Genomic DNA, 15,069 nt, shown 5'->3' on the forward strand with positions numbered 1-15,069 from the left:
ATTGTCTCAAGACCTGATCCGCGAAACAGCCTGCACCGTCGTCGACAAGCTGCGCTCCGGCGATGTCTCGCCGCTCGAACTGCTTGATGTGGTGGAGAAGCGCATCGGTGAGGTCGACGGCAAGGTCAACGCGCTGCCGACACTGTGCTTCGATCGCGCGCGGAGCAATGCAAAGGCGCTGATGCAGAAGCCGGCCGGCGCGCGCGGCCTTCTTGCGGGCCTGCCGGTGCCGATCAAGGATCTCACCGACGTTGCCGGCGTCCTGAACACGCAGGGCTCACCGATCTTCAAGGACAACATCCCCACAGAATCCGACCTCATGGTCGAAAATCTCGAAGCCAACGGCGCGGTCGTCTACGCAAAATCAAACACGCCGGAGTTCGGCGCCGGCGCCAACACCTTCAACGAGGTGTTCGGCGCAACGCTCAATCCCTGGGATACGACGAAATCCGCGGCCGGCTCGTCCGGCGGCGCGGCGGTGGCGCTGGCCACCGGCATGGCCTGGCTCGCCCAAGGCTCGGACATGGGCGGCTCCTTGCGCAGCCCCGCGGCGTTCTGCGGCGTCGTCGGCATGCGCCCGAGCATCGGCCGCGTCGCGCATACACCCAAATCAGGTATCGATCGCAACCTCGGCGTCGTCGGCCCGATGGCGCGCAATGTCGAGGACCTCGCCCTGCTGCTGGATGCCATGAGCGGCGACTATGCCGATGATCCGCTGTCGCTGCCCGCGCCTGCGATCTCGTTCCTGTCGGCGGCACAGTTGGGCAGGAAGCCGAAGCGCATCGCCTATTCGACAGATCTCGGCATCACGCCTGTTGATCCCGAGGTGAAAGCGATCACGCGCAAGGCGGCCGAACGCTTCGCTGAAGCCGGCGCCATCGTCGAGGAGGCGCATCCGGACTGGCGCGAGGCGCATGAGTGCTTTCACGTGCTGCGCGCTTTCGATTTCGCGATCACCAAGGCCAATTTGCTCAAGACCAAGCGCGACCTGCTCAAGCCCGAGGTGATCTGGAACATCGAGGAAGGGCTTAAGCTCACGGTCGAGCAGCTTGCACGCGCCGAGGCGCAGCGCGTCGGCATGACCGCCCGCGCCGTCGAATTCTTCAAGACCTACGATCTGCTTCTGACGCCGACCACGATCGTACCGCCCTTCCCGATCGGCGACCGCTATGTCGCAGAATGCGCCGGCAAGAAATTCGAGAATTATGTCGAGTGGCTCGGCATCGTCTACGCCATTACCCTCGCCTGCTGCCCGTCGCTGTCGCTGCCCTGCGGCTACACCGCATCAGGCCTGCCCGTCGGTGTGCAGGTCGTCGGCGCGCCACGCGCGGACGCGCAGGTGATCGCCGGCGCGAAGGTGCTGGAGGATATTTTGGGCTTGCGCGGCGCCACGCCGATCGATCCGCGCGTGAAGTAACCGCTCGCGCGCCCCGGACGCTGCGCAGCGCCTCTTTGGCGGTGCGCTGCAGAGCCGGGGCCCATATCTCCCCACGACTTCCCGCGCATCTCTGGGTCCCGGCTCTGCGGCGCAGCGCTGACGCGCTGCACCTTGTCCGGGACACGGCAGAGATATCGTCACCTTCCGCTCGTCGCCTCGAGGCTACGACTGTAACGCGACATCGCAAAACAAAAGACAAAATAGATCGCGGCGACGAAGATATAGACCTCGACCGAAAACTGCTGCCAGGCGGGATCGATGATCGCGGTCTTGGCCGTCGTCAGCAGGTCGAAGATGCCGATGATCAGGACGAGGCTGGTGTCCTTGAAGAAGGCGATGAAGGTGTTGACCAGCGGCGGGATGACGTGGCGGATCGCCTGCGGCAGCACGATCAGCCGGTGCTTGCGCCAGTACGACAGCCCCAGCGCATCCGCCGCTTCATACTGCCCGCTCGGCACGGCCTGAAGGCCGCCGCGGATGATTTCGGCCAGATAAGCACCCGCGAACAGGATGATCGCGATCTGCGCACGCAGCAGCTTGTCGATATTGAATCCACTGGGCATGAACAACGGAAACATCACGCTCGCCATGAACAACAGGCTCACCAGCGGCACGCCGCGGATCAGCTCGACATAGAGCACGCTGAGCGAGCGGACCGCCGGCAATTTCGAACGCCGACCGAGTGCAACGAGGATGCCAAGCGGGAAGCCGCATGCCAATCCGAACGTCGCCAGGATCAGCGTCACCGGCAAGCCGCCCCAGCGATCCTGCGAGACGAACGACAGCCCGAGCACGCCGCCCCACATCAGCACGCTGATCAGCGCCAGCGTACCGATCCACAGATAGACCAGTTCGCGCCGCCAGAAGGCACGGCGGGTCGAGAGGTAGAACAGTGCGATGAACAGCACCACCGACAGCGCCGGCCGCCACTGCTCGTCGAACGGATAGGTGCCGAACAGGATGAAACGATATTTTTCCGGGATGATCGCCCAGCACGCGCCGACGCCGCGCACGGCCTTGCAGGCACTGGAGTTGTTCGCTGGCGTGAGCCAGACAGCATTGGCGACGCCCCATTGCACGAAGCTGAAGATGCCTTTTGAGAGCACTGCCAGCAGTGCGACCGAGAGGATGCCGTTCGGGATCGACGAGAACAGATTGGTGCGCAGCCAGCGCAGCACCGGGTTGCCGATCTGAGGGCGGCGGGCAGCGCGCGGTGCGTCCGGAATATCGGTGATCGCCGTCATGCTCAGCGCTCCACCAGCGCGATGCGCGAGTTATACCAGTTCATGAAAAAGCTGATGCCGAGGCTGATGGTCAAAAACACCGCCATGATCAGCGCGATCGCCTCGATCGCCTGCCCGGTCTGGTTCAGCGTGGTGTTGGCGATCGAGACCACGTCCTGGTAGCCGATGGCGACCGCAAGCGAGGAATTTTTGGTCAAATTGAGATACTGGCTCGTCATCGGCGGCACGATCACGCGCAACGCTTGTGGCAGGATGATCTGACGCAGCATCAAGCTGCGGCGCAGGCCGAGCGCGTTGGCGGCATCCCATTGGCCGCGCGGCACCGACTGGATGCCGCTGCGCACGATCTCGGCGATGAAGGCCGAGGTATAGGTGACGAGCGCGATCAGCAACGCAAAATATTCCGGCGCGAGCGTCAGCCCGCCGACGAAGTTGAAGCCGCGCAGAGCCGGCCATTCGATTGTCCAGGACACGCCAAGCGCAACGGACATTGCGGCCGGCAGCGCGAGGACGAGACCAACCGCAAAGGGCCAGGCCGGCCGCGGCTTGCCATCGCGCATCTGCTGGGCGATCAGCCATCGCCGGATCAGAACGAACGCGGTAAGCCCAAGCACCGCCGTGCCGAGCACCCAGAGCTGAGGTGGCCCGAGCGGAATCGCCGGTAGGATCAGACCGCGATTGGAGAGGAACACGCCCTCGACTGGCCTGAACGCCGCGCGCGCGGCCGGCAACGCCTGCATCAGCACGTACCAGAACAGCAGTTGAAGCAGCAGCGGGATGTCGCGGAGCGCTTCGACATAGACGGCAGCAAGCCGCGACAGTAACCAGTTCGCCGACAGCCGCGAGATGCCGATCAGCGTCCCCAAAATGGTCGCGAGCACAATGCCTATCACCGCGACGCGCAAAGTGTTGGCGATGCCGACAATGAAGGCCCAGAGGTAGCTGTCTCTCGGATTGTAGGCGAGCAGGCTGTCGGAAATGGGCATGCCCGCTTCGCGGCCAAGGAAGGCAAAGCCTGTCGTGATGCGGCGGGCCGAGAGATTGGTGACGGTGTTGGACCAGAGGAAGGCGACGACCCCGACGACGATTCCGACGACCAGGACCTGCCAGAACAGACCCGTCAATTCGTTGCGCCCGAACGCGGGGAAGCGCCGGCGCGGCGGCGGTCTGGGGTGATCGGCGGTCACAGCACAAAAATCCTTGTTGAAATGCAGCGATTTCCGGCGGCGCACGTCAACTGTTGCACCAAACACCAATTCGTGCAACAAATGTTTCATGGCCGAGCCCGCGAAATCCTCGCCCCTGAGCGAACTGCGCATTGCATTGCCATCGCTGCCGATGCGCTTGCAGGAGGTCGGGCGCTTCGTCGCTGCCAATGATTACGACGCCACCACCCGTTCGATGCGCGATCTCGCCGCCGAAGCCGGCGCTGATCCTGCAGCCTTCACGCGCCTCGCCAAAGCGATCGGCTATTCCGGCTGGGACGAATTGCGCGCGGCGCTGACGGAGGCACGACGGCCGTCGCAGATCGCACCGTTCTCCGTCCGCGCCAAAAGCCGCCGGCATGGCCCGAACGCCGATGTCGCGCTGGTCACCGACAAGCTCGAGGCCGAAGCCGCCGGCCTTCCGCGTATTCCGGCGCAGCCAATTGCGGAAGCCGCCCGTGCGCTGCACGACGCCAAGCGGATCTGGATCACAGGTTATCGAAGCTGCCGTAGCGTTGCGGAGCTGCTGAACTACGAGCTCCGACTGTTTCGTCCCGAACAGGTGCAGCTCGTCGGCGTGTCCGGCCCCGACGATCTCGACCTCGGCGCGTTCCGCCCCGGCGAAGCCGTCATCGTCATCGGCTTCCTGCCCTACACACACGCGAGCGTCCGCGTCGCGCAAGCCGCGCATCGCGCCGGCGCGACGCTGATCGCGATCGCGGACAGCCTCTCGGCGCCGATGGCCGAGGGCGCTGACCACGTGCTGCTGTTCGAAGCAGCCTCATCACCCGGCTTCTTCCCGAGCCTCACTGGCGCCATCGCGATCGCCCAGTCGCTAGCCGCGGTGACGTTCTCGCTCGGCGGCACGGCCGCGAAGAAGCGCCTGGAAAATACCGAGGCGCGGCTCGCCGCGGCCTCCATTTACGTCTCAGAGAAAGGTTAACCCATGAGCACCCGCACCAGCCGCGTGCTGCATCGCTCGTTGCGTGAGACGCCACCCAAGGCGATCGGCGGCGAAGGCGTCTATCTCTTTGCCGAAGACGGTCGCCGCGTGATCGACGCCTCCGGCGGCGCGGCGGTGTCCTGCCTCGGCCATCAGCATCCGCGCGTCATCGCGGCGATGGCGAAGCAGGCATCGACCTTGGCCTATGCGCACACCGCCTTCTTCTCGTCCGAGCCTGCCGAGGCGCTGGCCGAGAGACTGGTCGGGCACGAGCCCGGCGGTCTCGCCTACGCCTATTTCGTCAGCGGCGGATCGGAGGCGATCGAAGCCAGCATCAAGCTCGCGCGGCAATATTTCATCGAGCGCGGCGAGCCACAGCGGCAGCATTTCATCGCGCGGCGGCAGAGCTATCACGGCAACACGCTCGGCGCGCTCGCTGCCGGCGGCAATGCCTGGCGACGCGCGCCCTATGCGCCGCTACTTTCGGCCGCGTTCAGCCATGTCACACCGGCGTTTGCCTATCACGAGAAGCACGAGGGCGAATCCGATGCGCAGTTCGTGGCAAGGCTTGCGGCCGAGCTCGAGGCCGAATTCCAGCGACTTGGCCCCGACACCGTCGCGGCATTCCTCGCCGAGCCCGTCGTCGGCGCGACCGCCGGCGCCGTGACTGCACCGGATGGCTACTTCAAGGCGATGCGCGAGATCTGCGACCGGCATGGCGCGCTGCTGATCCTCGACGAGGTCATGTGCGGCATGGGCCGCACCGGCACGACGCATGCATGGGAACAGGAGGGTGTCGCACCCGATATCCAGGCCATTGCGAAGGGGCTCGGCGGCGGCTATCAGCCGATCGGCGCGATGCTCGCGAGCGGCAAGATCATCGACACCATCCGCTCAGGCTCCGGCGTGTTCCAGCACGGCCATACTTATCTGGCGCATCCCCTCGCCTGCGCGGCCGCGCTCGCGGTGCAGGATGTCATTCGCGAGGACAAGCTGCTCGATCGCGTCAAGGAGCGCGGCAAGCAGTTGGAGGAGCGCCTCACCGAGCGCTTCGGCAATCACCGCCATGTCGGCGACATCCGGGGACGCGGGCTGTTTTGGGCGATCGAGCTCGTCGCCGATCGCGCGACGCGCACCTCGTTCGATCCGGCGCTCAAGCTCAACCAGAAGATCAAGGCAGAAGCTTTCGCCAACGGGCTCGGGTGCTATCCCGGCGGCGGCACCGTGGACGGCGTCCGCGGCGACCATGTGCTGCTGGCGCCGCCCTATATCGCCTCCGCGGAGGAGATCGACCTGATCGTCGACAAGCTCGGCACGGCCGTCGACAACGTATTGCGTAGTGTCAATCACTGAGGGGAGAGTAGCATGATGAGGAAAGTAGTTATCGCGGCGGGCGTGCTCGCGGCATCAGCGGTAGTCGCACAGGCGGCGACGCTCGACACGGTAAAGAGCCGCGGCACGCTTGTGTGCGGCGTCAGCGCAGGCTTTGCCGGCTTCTCGGCGCCGGACTCGCAAGGCAATTACAAAGGTCTCGACGTCGACTATTGCCGCGCGCTTGCGGCCGGCGTGCTCGGCGATGCCAGCAAGGTGCGCTACGTCTCGCTGACCGCGCAGAACCGCTTCACCGCGCTCCAGTCGGGCGAGATCGACGTGCTCTACCGCAACTCGACGCAGACTTATCTGCGCGGTGTCACGCTGGGCCTGCGGCAAGGCCCGATCAACTTCTACGACGGCCAGGGTTTTGTCGTGAAGAAGGACCTCGGCGTGAAGGAGATCAAGGATCTCAAGGGCGCCACCGTCTGCGTCGCGCAGGGCACCACGCATGAGGTCACGCTCGGTGACTATGGCCGCGCCAACGGCATCGACTGGAAGCCGCTGGTGTTCGACCGCGTCGACACCATGTACCAGACGTTCTTCGGCGGCCGCTGCGATGCCATGACCCAGGATGCCTCCGCGCTCGCCGGGGCCGTGACAACGGCGGCGCCGAACCCGGCCGACTACGTCGTGCTGCCGCAGACCATCAGCAAGGAACCGCTCGGACCCTTCACCCGCAACGGCGACGAGGTCTGGAGCGACATCATCACTTGGCTGCATTACGGCCTGATCGAGGCCGAGGAGCTCGGCGTCACCCAGGCCAATGTCGACGAGATGGCGAAGTCGCAGACGCCAGCGATCCAGCGACTGCTCGGCGCCTCCGGCGATCTCGGCTCGCGGCTTGGGCTGGACAACAAATGGCTGGTCACGGCGATCAAGGCCACCGGCAATTACGGCGAGATCTTTGAGCGTAATGTCGGCAAGGCGAGCCCGCTCAAGCTCGACCGCAGCCTCAACGGCCTCTGGAGCAAGGGCGGCTTGATGTACGCCGTGCCGTTCAAGTAAAGAGCTCACCTCGCCCCGCTTGCGGGGAGAGGTCGACGCGCGAAGCGCGTCGGGTGAGGGGGAGCCTCCGCGAGTCATCCCTCACCTTTTTCGCGGAAAGAGCCCCTCACCCCGCCCTCTCCCCGTAAGAACGGGGCGAGGGAGTAGAGAGATCCATGCGCATCGCCCTCATTCACGCCCTCAAGCACTCCATCGCCCCGATCGAGGCGGCATTCGCGCAGGCGTGGCCGGAGGCACGGCTGATGAATTTGCTCGACGACAGCCTATCGGCGGATCTGGCACGCGACGGCGCGCTCACCGATGCCATGACCGAGCGCTTCCTTGCGCTTGGCGATTATGCGGCAGCAACGGGAGCGGACGCGATCCTGTTCACCTGCTCGGCCTTCGGCCCCTGCATCGAGGCGGTCGCTCGGGCGCATGCGCGAATGCCGGTGCTCAAGCCGAATGAGGCCATGATTGAGCGCGCGGTGACGATGGGCAAACGGATCGGCCTGCTTTCGACGTTCCCGCCGACACTGGCCTCAATGCCGCCGGAGTTCCCCACCTCAGTCCAGGTCGTGCCTAAACTCGCTGAAGGTGCACTGGCTGCGCTCGATCGCGGCGACCGCGCTACGCACGACCGGCTGATTGTCGATGCGTCAAAGGATTTGCGCGATTGCGACGTCATCGCGCTTGCCCAGTTCAGCATCGCGGCGACGGCGCCGCTGGTTGCGGAAGCGACTGGTCGCCCCGTCGTTACGACCCCGGACAGCGCGGTCGACAAGCTGATGAAGCTGCTGAAAGCGAAAGCTTAGGTGCCGGTCTTCTTCTGGCGCCGTGCGTCTTTGATCGCAACCGCGAGCGCAGCCTTCGTCTCGTTGACGAAATCCTCGACCAATTCCTCGCGCGTGGCATGTGCGGCCTCGCCGGTGAACAGGCCCTGCTCGGCCAGCATCACCACGCCATGCAGCGCCGCCCAGATCTTCAGCGCCTGCCGCTCGCGCAAGAGGCCGACCGCTGGCGCCTCCAGCGCTTCGATCACGAGCCCAAATGTCTCGCGCGTGGCCTCATGCATCTCGCTGCCCTTGGCCGCGCATGACACCGTGCGCGACGCGAACATCAAGCGATAGACACCGTTGCGGCGCAGGCCGAAATCAAGCGTCGCCTGTGCCAGCCGCGACAATTTTGATTGCTTCGACGGCTTCGCCATCGCCTCGCGCAGAAGTGCACTCAGCTGCCGGAACGCCTCCGCCGTCACCGCGGTTAACAGCGCATCACGATCGGCGAAATGCCGGTACGGTGCCGGCTGCGAGACGCCGAGCTGTTTTGCCAGCGCCTTGATGCTGATCGCCTCGGCCCCGCCCTGCTCGGCTTCGCGCAGCGCAGCCTTGATCAAGGCGTCGCGAAGATCGCCATGGTGGTAGGCATTGCGCGGCTTACGGGCAAGTTGTGAACGCATGTTGCGTCAAGCCTATAAGTTTGCGCTTGACAGGGGAAGCCTGTCGCGAATGTAATAGGATATAACTTAGAATAAAACTCAAATGAGGAACGCGCCGCCCTTCGGGCCCCGCGCACGCGACCAAGGAAGCCGCCATGACAGAGCGACTGAGGGTTCACGTCGATCCCGACAAATGCCAGGGCCACGCGCGCTGCAAGGCGCTGGCGCCGGAGCTGTTCGAGCTCGACGAATACGGCAACGCCCACGAAGCCGGTGACGGCACTGTCCCGCCCGGCCTTGAAGACAAGGCCTGGCTTGCCAAATCCAATTGCCCGGAAATCGCAATCGATGTGATCGAGGAGTAGCGCGGGCTGCGCCCCGCTTGCGTGCCATCAGCGAACACGAGCCCCAAGGGATTCCCCCGCCATGTCCGACGTCAGCCAACCTGTCGCCCATCCGCCGGTCACCGACTGGGTCAACGATTTCGACCATACCGATCCGCAATGGACGGAGGATCCGTTCTCGATCTGGGAGGAGCTGCGCGCCGCAAGCCCGGTGGTTCACACCGAGCGCTTCCTCGGCTGCTACATGCCGACGACCTACGAGGCCGTGCGCGAGATCGCCAACGACAGCGAACACTTCTCCTCGCGTCGCATCATTGTGCGCGACGTCCGGCCCGAGCCCGCCAGGAACGCAGCCCCGCCGATCACTTCCGATCCGCCCGTGCACAAGCCGGCCAAGCAATTGTTGCTGCCGCCGTTCACGCCGGATGCGATGAAGAAGCTGGAACCGCGGATGCGCGCGATCTGCAACGAGTTGATCGACGGGTTCATCGCCGACGGCAAGGTCGATGCGGCCGCACGCTACAGCAAATACATCCCGGTTCAGGCCATCGCACACATGCTCGGCATTCCCGAGGGCGACAGCGATCTCTTCATCGACTGGATCCACATGATCCTCGAGCTCGGCATCAAGGACGAGAGCAAGCTGCTTCAGGCCGTGCAGGAGATGAGCGCCTATTTCAGGACGCATATCGAGGAACGCAGGACAAACCCGACCGACGACCTCATCTCCTATCTGATGAATGCAAAGGACAAGGAGGGCAACCCGCTCGAAGAGTCTCACGTGCTCGGCTCGCTGCGGCTGCTCCTGATCGCCGGCATCGACACCACCTGGAGCGCGATCGGCTCCTCGCTCTGGCATCTCGCCAAGACCCCGGCCGACCGCGAACGGCTGATTGCCGAACCCGGGCTGATCCCGACCGCCGTGGAGGAGCTGCTGCGCGCCTATTCACCGGTGACGATGGCGCGCGAGGTGGTCAAGGAGACCACGATCTCGGGCTGCCCGGTCAAGGCGGGCAACATGGTGCTGCTGTCCTTCCCGGCCGCCAACCGCGACCCGAAGATGTTTCCGGACGCTGACAAAGTCGTGATCGACCGCCGGGAGAACCGCCACGCCGCCTTCGGCCTCGGCATCCACCGCTGCGTCGGTTCCAACCTGGCGCGGATGGAAATGCAGGTCGCGCTGGAGGAATGGCTGAAGCGGATTCCGGACTTCCGGCTCGATCCGGCAGGCGCCGTGACCTGGTCACAGGGCACGGTCAGGGGCCCCCGCCAGTTGCCATTTCTGCTCGGAAAGGCGATGTAGGCCTTTCCAAACAGCGGAGAGGCCGGACGTGACTGAGCAAGCGACCCAACCGGCCTCCGACCACATCGACATCGCCGACGCCAAGCGGCGGATCAAGGCGATCTTCATCGGCTCGATCGGCAACCTCGTCGAATGGTACGATTTCTACGCCTATACGGCGTTCGCGCTCTATTTCGCTCCGGCCTTCTTCCCGGGCAGCGATCCCGTCGTGCAGCAGTTGAACATCGCCGTTGTGTTCGCTGCGACCTTCCTGATGCGTCCTCTGGGCGGCTGGCTGTTCGGCTATATCGCCGATCATTACGGGCGGCGGATCTCGCTGACCCTGTCGGTCGTCTTCATGTGCTTCGGCTCGCTGATCATCGCGCTGACGCCGACCTATGCCACGATCGGCTTTGCCGCGCCGGTGATCCTGGCGCTCGCCCGCGTGATCGAGGGCCTCAGCCTCGGCGGCGAATATGGCGCCAGCGCCACTTATCTCAGCGAGGTCGCCGATCCCAAGCATCGCGGCTTCTATTCGAGCTTCCAGTACGTCACCCTGATCGGCGGCCAGTTGACCGCCATCATCGTGCTGCTGCTCCTGCAAAAGGTCTTCCTGACGCCCGAGGAGCTGAAGGCCTGGGGTTGGCGCATCCCGTTCGCGATCGGCGCGGGGCTCGCGATCTTTGCTGCGGTGATGCGGCGCAATCTGCACGAGACCGAGGCGTTCGAGGAAGCCAAGAAGGTGGTGAAGCCGACCGGCTCGATCACCAATTTGCTGCGCTATCCGCGCGAGCTGTTGTTGGTGGTGGGGCTCACCGCCGGCGGCACCGCGGCGTTCTACACTTTCACCACCTACATGCAGACCTTCGTCAAGCTCTCGGTCGGGCTGACCGAGGACCAGACCACCTTCGTCATCTTCGGCACGCTGATCTTCGCGACCATCCTCCAGCCGATCTACGGCGCCATCTCCGACAGGATCGGCCGCAAGCCGCTGCTGATCTTCTTCGGCGTCGCCGGCACACTCGCGACCGTGCCGCTGCTGATGACCCTGAAGGAGACCAAGTCGCCGTTCATGGCGTTCATCCTGATCTGCTGCGCCTGGCTGTTCGTCGCCGGCTACACCTCGATCAACGCCGTGGTGAAGGCCGAGCTGTTCCCGACCAATGTCCGTGCCCTCGGCGTCGGCCTGCCCTACGCGATCACGGTCTCGATCTTCGGCGGCACGGCGCCGGCGATCGCGCTCTATTTCAAGAGCATCGGGCATGAGGAATGGTTCTATTACTATCTTGCCAGCATCATCTGCCTGTCGCTGATCATCTATTCCACCATGCGTGACACCAAGCACGCTTCCGCGATGCATCGCCACGAGTAGCTCATTTACGAGTAGATTATGGCTGACGACAACGAGCCATCCGACAGCAAGCTGACGCGCACCAAGGAGAAATGGGCGCGCGAAGGCCGTTTCCTCACCGGCAAGATCACGCGCCCTGAGGATCAGCGCCTGCCGCCGGGCCAGCACCTGACCAAGGACTGGCCGGTGCTCGATCTTGGGGTCATGCCGCCGGTATCGCGCGAACGCTGGCGGCTCGACGTCCATGGCGCGATCGAAAACCCCGTGTTCTGGACTTTTGCCGAGTTCACCGCGCAGAAGCAGTCGCAGTTCACCTCCGACATCCATTGCGTGACGACCTGGTCGCGCTACGACAATGAGTGGCAGGGGCTCGCGACGCGCGAGCTGCTCGCGGCCTGCCAACCGTGCGAGGATGCTCACTTCGTCGTGCTGCATTGCTCTGACGGCTACACCACCAACCTGGCACTGGAAGACTTTGCCGCCGAGGACGCGCTGCTCGCCCATAGCTGGTCGGGCCAACCGCTGACGGAAGAGCATGGCGGCCCGGTGCGGCTCGTCGTGCCACATCTCTATTTCTGGAAGAGCGCAAAGTGGCTCCAGGCCATCGAATTCGTGACTGACGACGCGCCGGGCTTCTGGGAAGTCCGGGGCTATCATAACCGCGGCGATCCATGGGCCGAGCAACGCTATTCAGGCGATTAGATTCAACACGAAACGGGGGGAGCCCATGCCGACGGAACGCTTTCAATTCACCGGCGAAGGCGGCCATCAGCTCGCGGCGGCGCTCGAGCTGCCGGACGGCGAGCCCACGGCCTACGCGCTGTTCGCGCATTGCTTCACCTGCGGCAAGGACACGCTGGCGGCCAAGCGCATCTCGGTCGCGCTGGCTGCCAAAGGCATTGCGGTGCTGCGTTTCGATTTCACCGGGCTCGGCTCCAGCGAGGGTGATTTTGCCAATTCGACGTTCTCCTCCAACGTCGCCGATCTCGTGCGCGCGGCCGATCATTTGCGCACAACGCGCAAAGCACCATCGCTCCTGATCGGCCATAGCCTCGGCGGCGCCGCGATCCTTGCCGCAGCGGGACAAATCCCCGAGGCCAAGGCGGTCGCGACCATCGCTGCACCGTCCGATCCGGCTCACGTCACGGGCCTCTTTAAGGAGCATATCGACACCATCCGAGCGCAGGGCGAAGTGGAAGTCTCGCTCGCGGGACGCCCGTTCCGGATCAAGCGCGAATTCCTCGATGACATCGCCGAGCACGAGCTGATGAAGGATATCACCGGCCTGCACAAGGCGCTGCTGGTGATGCAGTCGCCTGTCGACGACACCGTCGGCGTCGACAACGCGACGAAGATTTTCGTAGCGGCGAAGCACCCCAAGAGCTTTGTCTCGCTCGACCATGCCGATCATCTGCTGAGCAAGCCGGCCGACGCCCTCTACGCAGCCGAAATAATCGCGGCTTGGGCGAGCCGCTACATCGATACGGCAAAGCCCGCAAAGGCGATGGATGTTGCCGAGGATCCGCGGAGGGTCGTGGTGCAGGAGACCCGCAAGAGCAAGTTCAACCAAATCATCACGGTCGGCCCGCATCATCTGGTGGCGGACGAGCCGGTTGCCGCCGGCGGCGAGGATGCCGGCCCCGGCCCCTATGACTTCCTGCTCGCAGGCTTAGGGGCCTGCACCTCCATGACCATGCGCCTCTATGCCGACCGCAAGTCGCTGCCGCTCGACCGCGTCACGGTCACGCTGAAGCATTCAAAAATCTACGCCAAGGACTGCGCGGAGTGCGAGACGCACGAGGGCATGCTCGACCAGATCGAACGCGACATCGCGATGGACGGCGCGCTCGACGCCGAGCAGCGCAAGAAGCTGATGGAGATCGCCGACAAGTGCCCGGTGCACCGGACGCTGACCTCGGAAATCCGCATCGTGACGAAGGCCGTGGATTAGCGCGCGATCGCTAGAAGCATGATGCCATCGTTCGCAGGGCCGCGCTGATCTCGTTCTCGCGCCATGCCGCAAAGCCGAGCAGCAGGCCGTGATCGCGCGGCCGTTCCAGCGCCAGGCTGGACAGAGCGCGCGTTTCAACGCCCGCCTCAACGAGCCGTTTCACCGCCGCCTGATCGGCGCGACCGCGCTTGAGGCGCGCGACGAGCTGGATGCCGCCCGAGGGAATTTCGGCCGAGAGCACCTCGCCGAGATGGCGCTCCAGTCCCTCGACGAGATGATCGCGGCGCGCGTGATAGAGCCGGCGCACTCGGCGCAGATGCGCGAGGAAATGCCCGTCGGCAATGAACTCGGCCAACGCTTCCTGAATATGGCTGGACGCGATCAACCCGATGTGCCGCTGCGCGATCTCCAGCGTGCCGACCAACGCCGGCGGCACGACGAGATAGCCGAGCCGTATATCCGAGGTCATCGCCTTCGAGAACGTGCCGACATAGAACACGAGGCCATGGGCGTCGAGACCTTGCAGGGAAGGCACCGGCCGGCTGTCATAGTGGAACTCACCGTCGTAATCGTCCTCCACGATCCAAGTCTTGCCGGGCCTGCTTGACCTGAGAAATTCGGTGCGGCGGGCGAGCGACATCAGCCGTCCGGTCGGATGCTGATGCGATGGCGTCATGAAGATGAGCTTTGGCGCAGCCATTCCCGGAATCCGCTGCATCCCCTGCTCGTCCAGCTTCGTGCCTGTCACGCGTGCGCCGGACGCACGAAAGGCGGCGGCGGCGCCGGGATAACCGGGGTCCTCGACCCAGACGTCGTCGCCTGGCGTGATGAGCACCGCCGCGATCAAGCTGAGAGCGGCCTGCGCGCTCGGCAGGATCATGATCTGATCCGTCGTGGCGCGGACGCCTCTGCTGGTGGCCAGATAATGCGCCAGCGCTTCGCACAGCCGCGTTCGGTTGACTGGTCCGAGTTCGCGCCTGCCTGCGCGCGTAGCGCTGCGGCGCAAGCAGCGGGCCCAGATCTCATTCGGAAACTCCCTTGCATCGCCGTGGCCCGGACGCAGAGGTTTTAGCAAGGCCTGATAGGACATCGGCCAGTCGGTTTGCTTGAGCTTTGACGCCCAGGGCGAGAGCCGCGGCCTGCCGGGGCGGACACTGGATGTGACGGCGCCCGGCCCTTCGATGCGCTCATCTGCGTCGACTGTCACCACCGGACGACGGCCGTGCGAAGCCTTGAGATATCCTTCAGCGGCAAGTTGCTCGAACGCGTAAGTGACGGTGTTGCGCGAGACGCCGAGGTCTCTCGCAAGCCGACGGCTCGACGGCAGCGCGCGACCTTTGCCGACACGGCCGGCCACGATCAGGCCTCGAAGCTGGCTCGTCAGTTGCGCGACCAGCCCCTCGTCGTCGACCCGGTTCAGGTCGATCAGAGTGGAGATCACGCCATCCGAAACTGGCACCTTATTGTTCTCCTATCTGGCACTTTTTCAGGTACCAGCCGGGATGCTATCCGCCT

Annotated in this window: 14 protein-coding genes; 10 read left to right on the forward strand and 4 right to left on the reverse strand. The window is 64.5% G+C overall.

The window, feature by feature from the left end:
* The first annotated feature begins 1 nt into the window (after window position 1).
* Window positions 2–1,417 (forward strand): amidase, encoded by a 1,416-nt coding sequence (locus BMW89_RS08145; protein WP_092024382.1) that lies wholly within the window; start codon window positions 2–4, stop codon window positions 1,415–1,417.
* A gap of 158 nt (window positions 1,418–1,575) precedes the next feature.
* Here the strand turns inward: BMW89_RS08145 and BMW89_RS08150 are convergent, their stop codons facing one another.
* Both BMW89_RS08150 and BMW89_RS08155 read right to left on the reverse strand, forming a co-directional pair.
* Window positions 1,576–2,682: an amino acid ABC transporter permease gene (locus BMW89_RS08150; RefSeq protein WP_092024383.1), complete on the reverse strand. Its 1,107-nt coding sequence runs from the start codon at window positions 2,680–2,682 to the stop codon at window positions 1,576–1,578.
* 2 nt (window positions 2,683–2,684) lie between these two features.
* The gene (locus BMW89_RS08155) at window positions 2,685–3,869 is read right to left on the reverse strand and encodes an amino acid ABC transporter permease (RefSeq protein ID WP_092024720.1); all 1,185 of its coding nucleotides are present in this window, start codon (window positions 3,867–3,869) and stop codon (window positions 2,685–2,687) included.
* A gap of 88 nt (window positions 3,870–3,957) precedes the next feature.
* On the opposite strand from BMW89_RS08155, the gene BMW89_RS08160 reads away from it, so the two are divergent.
* The 4 genes from BMW89_RS08160 (at window position 3,958) to BMW89_RS08175 (ending at window position 8,003) form a co-directional block, all read left to right on the forward strand.
* On the forward strand, window positions 3,958–4,830 hold the full coding sequence (locus BMW89_RS08160) for a MurR/RpiR family transcriptional regulator (protein WP_092024384.1): 873 nt from the start codon (window positions 3,958–3,960) through the stop codon (window positions 4,828–4,830).
* Window positions 4,831–4,833: 3 nt separating this feature from the next.
* Window positions 4,834–6,183, forward strand: coding sequence for an aspartate aminotransferase family protein (locus BMW89_RS08165; RefSeq protein ID WP_092024385.1), 1,350 nt, complete (start codon window positions 4,834–4,836; stop codon window positions 6,181–6,183).
* Window positions 6,184–6,195: 12 nt separating this feature from the next.
* Window positions 6,196–7,209 (forward strand): amino acid ABC transporter substrate-binding protein, encoded by a 1,014-nt coding sequence (locus BMW89_RS08170; RefSeq protein ID WP_092024386.1) that lies wholly within the window; start codon window positions 6,196–6,198, stop codon window positions 7,207–7,209.
* Window positions 7,210–7,364: 155 nt separating this feature from the next.
* Entirely contained in the window at window positions 7,365–8,003 is a 639-nt protein-coding gene (locus BMW89_RS08175) for an aspartate/glutamate racemase family protein (protein ID WP_092024387.1), read from the forward strand.
* On the opposite strand, the gene BMW89_RS08180 is transcribed toward BMW89_RS08175, so the two are convergent.
* Window positions 8,000–8,647 (reverse strand): TetR/AcrR family transcriptional regulator, encoded by a 648-nt coding sequence (locus BMW89_RS08180; RefSeq protein ID WP_092024388.1) that lies wholly within the window; start codon window positions 8,645–8,647, stop codon window positions 8,000–8,002. The two genes, BMW89_RS08175 and BMW89_RS08180, sit on opposite strands and share 4 nt — an antisense overlap.
* A gap of 134 nt (window positions 8,648–8,781) precedes the next feature.
* On the opposite strand from BMW89_RS08180, the gene BMW89_RS08185 reads away from it, so the two are divergent.
* From BMW89_RS08185 to BMW89_RS08205, 5 genes are all read left to right on the forward strand, one after another.
* On the forward strand, window positions 8,782–8,991 hold the full coding sequence (locus BMW89_RS08185) for a ferredoxin (RefSeq protein WP_007607931.1): 210 nt from the start codon (window positions 8,782–8,784) through the stop codon (window positions 8,989–8,991).
* A 61-nt stretch (window positions 8,992–9,052) separates the two neighbouring features.
* Window positions 9,053–10,273: a cytochrome P450 gene (locus BMW89_RS08190; RefSeq protein ID WP_092024389.1), complete on the forward strand. Its 1,221-nt coding sequence runs from the start codon at window positions 9,053–9,055 to the stop codon at window positions 10,271–10,273.
* Between the two features lie 28 nt (window positions 10,274–10,301).
* The gene (locus BMW89_RS08195; protein WP_092024390.1) at window positions 10,302–11,624 is read left to right on the forward strand and encodes an MFS transporter; all 1,323 of its coding nucleotides are present in this window, start codon (window positions 10,302–10,304) and stop codon (window positions 11,622–11,624) included.
* An 18-nt stretch (window positions 11,625–11,642) separates the two neighbouring features.
* Complete coding sequence (locus BMW89_RS08200) at window positions 11,643–12,305, forward strand: sulfite oxidase-like oxidoreductase (protein WP_092024391.1); 663 nt, start codon at window positions 11,643–11,645, stop codon at window positions 12,303–12,305.
* Between the two features lie 25 nt (window positions 12,306–12,330).
* Window positions 12,331–13,554, forward strand: a complete 1,224-nt coding sequence (locus BMW89_RS08205) for a bifunctional alpha/beta hydrolase/OsmC family protein (protein ID WP_092024392.1) — start codon at window positions 12,331–12,333, stop codon at window positions 13,552–13,554.
* A gap of 10 nt (window positions 13,555–13,564) precedes the next feature.
* Here the strand turns inward: BMW89_RS08205 and pdxR are convergent, their stop codons facing one another.
* Window positions 13,565–14,995 carry a MocR-like pyridoxine biosynthesis transcription factor PdxR gene (gene pdxR / locus BMW89_RS08210; RefSeq protein WP_177195926.1) on the reverse strand — a complete coding sequence of 477 codons (1,431 nt, stop codon included), beginning with the start codon at window positions 14,993–14,995 and terminating at the stop codon, window positions 13,565–13,567.
* Window positions 14,996–15,069: the final 74 nt, after the last annotated feature.

The organism is Bradyrhizobium sp. OK095 (assembly GCF_900109945.1).
In the GTDB taxonomy this organism is placed as follows: Bacteria; Pseudomonadota; Alphaproteobacteria; order Rhizobiales; family Xanthobacteraceae; genus Bradyrhizobium.